This is a genomic window from Pseudomonas sp. FSL R10-0056 (assembly GCF_009600105.1).
Taxonomy (GTDB): Bacteria; Pseudomonadota; Gammaproteobacteria; order Pseudomonadales; family Pseudomonadaceae; genus Aquipseudomonas; species Aquipseudomonas bubulae.
Genome location: NZ_WIWL01000173.1, coordinates 51,104 through 59,682, shown reverse-complemented (window position 1 = coordinate 59,682; position 8,579 = coordinate 51,104). Strand labels below are relative to the sequence as shown.

Here is an 8,579-nt window from a genome sequence, read left to right as displayed (position 1 = left end):
GCCCTGGCCTATGCTGAAGCAGGCGCCGACGTGGTTCTGGCCGCCCGCACCTTGGCCGACGTTGAAGCCGTAGCCGAAGAAGTACGCAGCCTCGGCCGTCGGGCCCTGGCCCTGAGCTGCGACGTCAATGACAGCGAACAGCGCAGCGCTCTGGTCACCCAGGCCCGCGAGCAGATGGGCCGCATCACCCACCTGGTAAACAATGCTGGCGGCGCCGGCCCCAACGATCCGCTGACCCTGAGCGTGGAGCGTTTTGAAGAAATCATGCGCTTCAACGTGTCTTCGGCCTATCACCTGAGCCAGCTGTGCGTGCCGCATATGCGCGAAGCCGGCAGCGGCAACATCATCAATATCACCTCGGGCGCGGCGCGTTATGCGCAAACCCAATTCAGCGCCTACGGCACCGCCAAGGCCGCGCTGAGCCATATGACCCGCCTGCTGGCCCAGGACTTTGCACCGCAGGTACGGGTCAACGGCATTGCTCCCGGCCCGGTACTGACTGCCGCCCTCAATGGCGTGCTGCCGGTGGCCATGCGCGACGGCATGATCAAGGCCACGCCGCTGCAAAGCCTGGGCGAAGTTGAAGATATCGCGGCTGCAGCGCTGTACCTGGCCAGCCCGGCTTCACGCTGGGTCACCGGCAAGATCCTGGAAGTAGACGGCGGCGCCGAATCGAGCGTCTGGCCGGGTTGAGCCACCATCAAACCGTGGGAGCGAGCCTGCTCGCGAAGAAGTTTCGCGAGCAGGCTCGCTCCCACAAGAGGATTTTCTGCATAGCCTCCCGAGAGCCAATTTATGGACACACAGTTGATTGAAGCCCTGGGCGACGAGTTGTTTCACGCCCTGCTGGAGCGGCGCAGCCTTGAGCCATTGACCGCCCGTTACCCGGATTTGACCCTGGACACGGCCTACCGCATTTCCCTGCGTTTCTTGCAACGCCGCCAGGCGCTGGGCGAGCAGGTGGTCGGCAAAAAAATTGGCGTTACCAGCCGTGCCGTGCAGGACATGCTTGATGTGCACCAGCCCGATTTCGGCTTCTTGACCGACCGCATGCAAGTCGCCGACAACAGCGATGTGAGCTTTGCCGCCCACCACCTGGTGCAGCCACGGGCTGAAGGCGAAATCGCCTTTATCCTCGGCGAAGACCTGCACGGCCCCGGCATCACCGCCGAAGACGTAATGGCAGCCAGCCAATGGGTGGTGCCGTGTTTCGAAATTGTCGACTCGCGCATTGCCGACTGGAAAATCCGCATTCAGGACACCGTGGCCGACAATGCTTCCTGCGGTGTTTTCGCCCTGGGCGAACAGCGCATCAACCCGCGCGAGCTGGATCTGGCCAAGGTCGAGTTGCACTTGCTGAAAAACGGCCAGCCCGCCGGTCATGGTTTTGGCTCGGCGGTACAGGGCCACCCCTGCGAGGCCGTGGCCTGGCTGGCCAATACCCTGGGCAAGTTCGACATCCCGTTTCGCAAGGGCGAAATCATCCTTTCCGGCGCACTGGCGCCGCTGGTTCCGGTACAACCCGGCGATGAGGTCAGCCTGACTCTCAGCGGCCTGGGCTCTGCCAACCTGCGCTTTGTGCCCTAACCCCCCTTCGAGACCTTAGCCATGAGCAAAAAGATCAAATGTGCCCTGATCGGGCCGGGCAATATCGGCACCGATCTGCTTTACAAGCTGCTGCGCAGCGAAGTGCTGGAGCCCGTGTGGATGGTGGGCATCGATGCCACCTCCGAAGGCCTGAGCCGCGCCCGCGAGATGGGCCTGAAGACCACCAGTGACGGGGTCGACGGTCTGTTGCCGCACGTGCTGGCAGACAATATCCAGATCGCCTTCGATGCCACCTCGGCTTATGTCCATGCTGAAAACAGCCGCAAGCTCAACGAGCTGGGCGTGCTGATGATCGACCTGACACCGGCTGCCATTGGCCCGTATTGCGTACCGCCGGTCAACCTCAAGGCCAACCTCAAGCGCGGCGCCATGAACGTCAATATGGTCACCTGCGGCGGCCAGGCCACCATTCCGCTGGTGGCGGCCGTGTCCAGCGTCCAGCCGGTGGCTTACGCCGAAATCGTCGCTACTGCCGCGTCAAAATCGGTGGGCCCGGGCACGCGCAAGAATATCGACGAATTCACCCGCACCACGGCCAGTGCCATCGAGCAGGTGGGCGGGGCGAAAAAGGGCAAGGCGATCATTATCGTCAATCCCGCCGAGCCGCCGCTGATCATGCGCGATACCGTGCATTGCCTGACTGAAACCGAACCGGATCAAGCCGCGATCAGCCTGGCCATCGCCAGCATGATCGAGCAGGTACAGCAGTATGTACCGGGCTACAAGCTGGTCAACGGCCCGGTGTTTGACGGCAACCGGGTCTCGATTTTCATGGAGGTCGAAGGCCTGGGCGACTACTTGCCCAAGTACGCCGGCAACCTGGACATCATGACCGCCGCGGCCGCCCGCACCGCCGAGATGTTCGCCGAGGAAATCCTCAAGGGCGAGCTGCAACTCAAGGCATCAGCCCCCCAACCTGCCCTCGCTTAAGGAGCCGATCATGGATCTTCGCGGCAAAAAAATTACCGTGCATGACATGTGCCTGCGCGACGGCATGCACCCCAAGCGTCACCAGATCAGCCTGCAGCAGATGAAAGACATCGCCTGCGGCCTGGACGCAGCCGGCGTGCCGCTGATTGAGGTCACCCATGGCGACGGCCTGGGTGGCAGCTCGGTGAACTACGGCTTCCCGGCGCACACCGATGAGCAGTACCTGTCGGCCGTGATCCCGATGATGAAAAAGGCCAGGGTGTCAGCCCTGCTGCTGCCGGGTATCGGCACCGTGGACCATCTGCAAATGGCCCATGAACTGGGGGTCAATACCATCCGCGTGGCGACCCATTGCACCGAGGCGGACGTGTCCGAGCAACACATCTCCTATGCCCGCAAGCTGGGCATGGACACCGTGGGTTTCTTGATGATGGCCCATATGAACAGTCCCGAGGGGCTGGTCAAACAGGGCAAGTTGATGGAGAGCTTCGGCGCCAACTGCGTCTACCTCACCGATTCGGCCGGCTACATGCTGCCACACGATATCAAGGCGCGGGTTGCAGCCCTGCGTGCGGCCCTGCACCCGGACACCGAGATCGGCTTTCACGGCCATCACAACCTGTCGATGGGCGTGTCCAACTCCATCGCGGCCATCGAGGCCGGAGCCACCCGCATCGACGCTGCGGCGGCCGGGCTCGGCGCGGGCGCGGGGAATACGCCGATGGAAATCCTGGTGGCCGTTTGCGACCGCATGGGCATAGAAACCGGGGTCAGTGTGTTTGGCATTCAGGACGTGGCCGAGGATCTGGTGGTGCCGATCATGGACTTCCCGATCCGCAGCGACCGCGATGCCCTGACCATGGGCTACGCCGGGGTGTATGGCTCGTTCCTGCTGTTTGCCAAGCGCGCCGAGAAAAAGTACGGCGTGCCAGCACGGGAGATTCTGGTGGAGATGGGTCGCCGCGGCATGGTTGGCGGCCAGGAAGACATGATCGAAGACACCGCCATGACCCTGGCGCGCCAGCGGGCCTGAGGCGTCGCACCTTGACGGAGGCGCTGACCGGGTCAGCGCCTTCGGCGTTTTTACCTCACAGGAAACCCACCATGTCCAACACTCATGTCGGCTGGCGCAGCCATGCTTTGCTGTTATTGCTGGCAGCGGTGTTTGCCGACAACTTTGTCGGGCGCCAGATTCTGGCAGTGATGATTGAGCCGATCAAAGCCGAGTTCGGCGTCAGTGACACAGCGATGGGGCTGATTTCCGGCCTGGCCTTTGCCGCGGTATTCGCCCTGCTTGCCCTGCCTGCCGGTCGCCTGGCCGACCGTATGGTACGCACCCGCTTATTGGCCATCGCCTGTTTGCTGTGGGCCGTGGCAACCATGTTGTGCGGGCTGGCAGTGAGCTTCTGGATGCTCGCCCTGGCACGCATGGCTGTGGCGGTGAGCGAGTCGCCGACCACCTCGACATCGATGTCGATCATTGCCGACCTCTACCCGCCCCATCGCCGATCGTTTGCCATCAGTTGCTTCACGGCGGCACCGACCTTCTCCGCAGTGATCGGCCTCAGCCTTGGCGCCTGGGTGGTTGAGCACTATGGCTGGCGCACCGCGTTTATCGTGATCGGCATGCCGGCGCTGATGTTCTCCACGCTGCTGGCCTTTGTGGTGAAGGACCCGGCGCGTGGCCGCTGGGACCTGGCCAGCGCCCACGCGGCCCACCCCCTGCAGAGCATGGGCAGCGAGGCACGCAAACTCTGGGCCCTGCCCGCTTACCGTTGCCTGGTGATGGCGGGTGGTTTGACCACCCTGGGCTCTTATGCCATCGGCATGTGGAACACCAGCTTTCTGGTGCGCTCCCACGGTTTGTCACTGCAACATGCCGGGTTGCTGGCGGGTTTTATCTGCGGCGGCTTTGCCGGGATCGGCGCCTTGTTCAGCGGCTGGCTGAGTGACCACCTGACCCGGCGCAACCCGCACTGGCAAGTGGGCATTCCGGTCATAGGGCATGTGACAGCGCTCAGTGCGCTGTTCGCCTACCTGCTGTGGCCAAACACAGTGTGGCTGCAGGTGGGCAGCGTACCGGTGCCCAGTGCGATGCTGCTGTGCGCGCTCTACAGCTTTTTTTCGGTGTGGTGGGTCGCGCCGTCGTTCAATCTGATCACCCAACTGGTCCCGGCCAACCGCCGGGGTACGGCGATGGCCTTGCAGACCATTATTTCGACCCTGCTGGGGATTGGCCTGGGGCCGTTGCTGGCCGGTTTGCTCAGCGATGCCCTGCAGCCGGCTTTCGGTATTGAATCGCTGCGCTATGCATTACTGCTGGTAAGCCTGCCGGTGGCAGGTGCAATCATGTTGCTGATTCGCACCGCCAGCCATGCCGGGCAAAATTGCTATAGGCATGTAGAGCGGGCGGCATAATCGTCGATAAATTTGCGTGTCAGCTCATACGACGTCAGCTCGGCCATGCGCCCGGGGCTCAGGGGGAAAGCCTGGCCCGCCCACAGGTTGATAAAGTCGCCGCTGTCAGCCCCGGACTTGGCCTTGAGCGGCAGCAGCACACCACCGGCCAACGGAAAGGCTGGCGCCTGGGAGTTGATCGGGCCCAGTTCGCGCATGACCCGATTGACGATGCCCCGTGCTGGCCGCCCGGTAAACAGATTGGTCAGCGCGGTATCACTGGCCTGAGCCTCGCGCAACGCACGGTGATGAGCCCTGGCCAGCTTTGCTTCAGGGCAAAACAGGTAAGCAGTGCCGATTTGCACGGCACTGGCGCCAAGTGCAAACGCCGCCGCGATCCCTCGCGCATCGGCGATGCCGCCTGCAGCAATCACCGGCACTGACACGGCATCGACGATTTGCGGCACCAGAGCGAAGGTGCCGATTTGCGTGGTCAGCTCACGATGCAGGAACATCGCCCGATGACCGCCCGCTTCATAGCCCATGGCGATAATTGCGTCACAGCCGTGGTGTTCCAGCCATTGCGCCTCGTCAACCGTCGTGGCCGAACTGAGCACCCTGGCCCCACAGGCCTTGACCCTGGCCACAAACTCCGGTGCCGGCAGGGCAAAGTGAAAACTCACCACTTCGGGGCGCAATTCCTCAACCAGGGCGCAGGTGGCTTCATCGAAAGGGGCGCGGCTGGATATCGGAGTGGGCGCGTCATAATCGGCGCCGAGCTCGCTGTAATAGGCCTTGAACAGCGACTTCCACTGCTCGATGGCAGCCTCGTCGTACTCCGGAGGCTGATGGCAGAAAAAGTTCAGGTTGAGCGGCTGGTCGCAGGCAGCCCGAAAGGTTGCCACCTCGCTGCGGATGGCCTCCAGGCTCAACGTGGCACAGGCCAGTGAGGCCAGCCCCCCGGCCTGTGCCACGCCGATCATGATATCGGCGCCAGCGCCCAGCATCGGTGCCTGAATCAGGGGGTGGGCGATACCCAGCAGATCGGTGAAACGCGAATCGGGCCAGCAGCTCATGGGGGCTCTCAGGGTCGACAATCGGGAGCTGGATACTAGTGGCTCGCCTGCAGATGAGGCAAGTTGCCCAAGACTATGTAGCAGCTGACGAGCGGAGCGAGGCTGCGTTCGTCAGCTGCTACGAAAGTCCGCAATGGCCGAATTATTTTTTGCTGGCCAGAGCCGCAATCAATGCCGGGTCATGATTGTAGATATCCGGTGCGTAGGTCACCTTGCCGTCCTTGTTTGCCTGGGCGGTCCAGTAGGTCATCAGGATCGGTGTCGGGTTCGACAGCCTGAACTCATGGGTCAGCCCGGTACCCAACAGCTCCTCGCTACGGACTTTTTCGGCAGGTGTCACCAGCAAGTCACGCAGCTGGAACACCGCTTCAACCCGCACGCAACCCGAACTGAAAGCCCGTGGCCCCTTGCTGAACAAGGCCTGGCTAGGGGTGTCGTGGAGGTACACCGAGAACGGATTGGGGAAGCGGATGGCAATACGGCCCAACGGGTTCCTCGGCCCCGCGCCCTGGCGCAGCAGGATGTTGCCCGGTCGATCCCAGTCGATATCCTGAGCCGCCAGCGGCTGGCCGTTGCTGTCCACAATCTGCAGGTCCTGACGGCTGAGGAAAGACGGGTCGCGACGGATCTGCGGCAGTTTGTCTTCACGAAAGATGGTCGGCGGAATGGTCCAGGTCGGGTTGAGCGTAAGGCGATTGACCCGGGACTTGAGCAGCGGGGTCTGGCGCTCGGCACGACCGACCTGGGTGCGTGTCTGCCACACCGGCACACCGTTGCGGTACACGGTCAGTTGCGCTGCGGGCACATTGACCAGCAGGATATCGGGCTCCAGATCCTGGGCTATCCAGCGAAAGCGCTCCAGATTGATGCGCAGCTGCTCACGCCGCGCCTGGGGGCTGATGTTGAGTTCTTTAAGGGTGCCCGCGCCGATTACACCGTCGGCCTGCAACGAATGGTCGAGCTGGAAGCTCTTCACCGCCGCCACCAGTTCATTGCTGTAATGGTGATCGACAGTCGCCGGCAGGTGGCTGAGGTAGCCTTCACTGACCAGTCGCCGGGCCAGCTCGGGCACCCGCGCATCCTCAGCCCCCGGACGCAGCAACGGCCCGCTGGCCAGTGGTTGCCATTGTGGCAAGGGTTGCTGACGCTGGCGGGCATAGACCCGACGCAGGTTTTGATACAGCTCGTTTTGCGGGCGCGCCTGTTCAAAAGCCCGGGGCAAGTCCGCCAGGCCCGGGCCGGCAAAGGCCAGGATGCGGGCCTGGCGGTCTTGTGCAACCTCACTGGCATGCCATACCGGCTCGAACCGCGACTGCTGCAGGCGACCATAGTGCAGGTCCTGCAAGGCTTGCAGATACTGCTGGCTGATCCCGATATCGGCACACAGATCACCAGCGACAGGCAGTTTGTAGGTGTCGGGGTCCAGACCGTCATCCGCCAACTGCGCAAGCTCCCCTTGCAGGGCGCTCAAACGGCCATTGACCGACCATACCGGCTGGTCATTCTGCCCCTGATAAAACCCCTGCAGCATTCGCAGCATCGGTGCATTGACCCGTGGCGCCAGGACCGGACAGGCTTGCGGCAGTTGGCTGAGCGCTTGTTGTACCGGGCTTGTGGTGTCTGCCTGTAGGGGATCGGCTACAGCGACCAGTGGCACAGTCAGCAAGGCAATGCTCAAGTAAAATGCGCGTTTTTTGAACAACTGCTTTACTCCAATTATGGGCCGTCATCTTTAACTTCAGCTCAATCAGCGGTCACGGCAAACCCACAGGCTAGCAGTTAAAACCCAAGCGCCAAGTTATCGGCGCAGCATTACTGGTCTGACTCCATCGAGAATACGCAAATCATGCTCAACTTTTTACGCCGTTTTTGCTTTGCAGCCATCGCCTTAAGCGCAACCTGCACTACTGCCTACGCTGCTAATCCGCTCTTGCTCAACAAGCTCAGCCATGCCGCCCCGGAACTCAACCCCCAGGCCCTGAAAAGTGCCCTCAGCGCCATGCAGTGCGCGGTCAATAACGGAGCCAAACAGGCTCGGCATCTGGCGGTAATCGACTTCTCGCAACCTTCAACCGCTCGCCGTCTCTGGATCTTTGACCTGACCCGCAAGACATTGGTTCTGCGTGATCTGGTGGCCCACGGAAAACAATCCGGAGAGAACTTCGCCACCAGCTTCTCCAATACCGAAGGCAGCAACCAGTCCAGTCTCGGCCTGTTCAGCACCCAGGAAAGCTATGTGGGCAGCCATGGTTACTCATTGCGCATGGACGGCCTTGAGCCCGGCATCAATGATCAGGCCCGTGAACGGGCGATCGTGATCCACCCCGCCAATTACGTGAACCCGCTGTGGAGCAAAACCCAGGGCCGCATCGGCCGCAGCCTCGGCTGCCCGGCGGTCCGCCCGCAAGTGGCGCGTCAGGTCGTAGATAAACTCAAAAATGGCCAGTTCATGTTTGCCTGGTACCCCGACCAGCAATGGCTGCAATCCTCGGCCTACCTCAACTGCCAGCCACGTCAGGTGGCGAGCATCATGTCGGCCAGGCATGAGGTCGCACACGGGGGTTGAAA

Annotated in this window: 8 protein-coding genes; 6 read left to right on the top strand and 2 right to left on the bottom strand. The window is 62.2% G+C overall.

Annotation, left to right across the window (positions count from 1 at the left end; all coding sequences use genetic code 11):
* The 5 genes from GHO42_RS11400 to GHO42_RS11380 form a co-directional block, all read left to right on the top strand.
* Positions 1-693: SDR family oxidoreductase (locus GHO42_RS11400; protein WP_153326618.1), on the top strand; the 693-nt coding region annotated here is incomplete at its 5' end.
* A gap of 102 nt (positions 694-795) precedes the next feature.
* Positions 796-1,587 (top strand): fumarylacetoacetate hydrolase family protein, encoded by a 792-nt coding sequence (locus GHO42_RS11395; protein WP_095000068.1) that lies wholly within the window; start codon positions 796-798, stop codon positions 1,585-1,587.
* A 21-nt stretch (positions 1,588-1,608) separates the two neighbouring features.
* Positions 1,609-2,538 (top strand): acetaldehyde dehydrogenase (acetylating), encoded by a 930-nt coding sequence (locus GHO42_RS11390; protein ID WP_095000067.1) that lies wholly within the window; start codon positions 1,609-1,611, stop codon positions 2,536-2,538.
* A gap of 10 nt (positions 2,539-2,548) precedes the next feature.
* Positions 2,549-3,571: a 4-hydroxy-2-oxovalerate aldolase gene (gene dmpG / locus GHO42_RS11385; RefSeq protein WP_095018480.1), complete on the top strand. Its 1,023-nt coding sequence runs from the start codon at positions 2,549-2,551 to the stop codon at positions 3,569-3,571.
* Positions 3,572-3,642: 71 nt separating this feature from the next.
* Positions 3,643-4,956, top strand: coding sequence for an MFS transporter (locus GHO42_RS11380; RefSeq protein WP_095000065.1), 1,314 nt, complete (start codon positions 3,643-3,645; stop codon positions 4,954-4,956).
* Here the strand turns inward: GHO42_RS11380 and GHO42_RS11375 are convergent.
* Together GHO42_RS11375 and GHO42_RS11370 are read right to left on the bottom strand one after the other, a co-directional pair.
* Positions 4,929-6,011 (bottom strand): nitronate monooxygenase family protein, encoded by a 1,083-nt coding sequence (locus GHO42_RS11375; protein WP_095000064.1) that lies wholly within the window; start codon positions 6,009-6,011, stop codon positions 4,929-4,931. The two genes, GHO42_RS11380 and GHO42_RS11375, sit on opposite strands and share 28 nt — an antisense overlap.
* A gap of 142 nt (positions 6,012-6,153) precedes the next feature.
* A complete protein-coding gene (locus GHO42_RS11370) occupies positions 6,154-7,713 on the bottom strand; it encodes a murein L,D-transpeptidase (protein WP_095000063.1) in 1,560 nt (519 codons plus the stop codon).
* Positions 7,714-7,857: 144 nt separating this feature from the next.
* On the opposite strand from GHO42_RS11370, the gene GHO42_RS11365 reads away from it, so the two are divergent.
* Complete coding sequence (locus GHO42_RS11365; RefSeq protein WP_095000062.1) at positions 7,858-8,577, top strand: murein L,D-transpeptidase catalytic domain family protein; 720 nt, start codon at positions 7,858-7,860, stop codon at positions 8,575-8,577.
* Positions 8,578-8,579 lie beyond the last annotated feature (2 nt).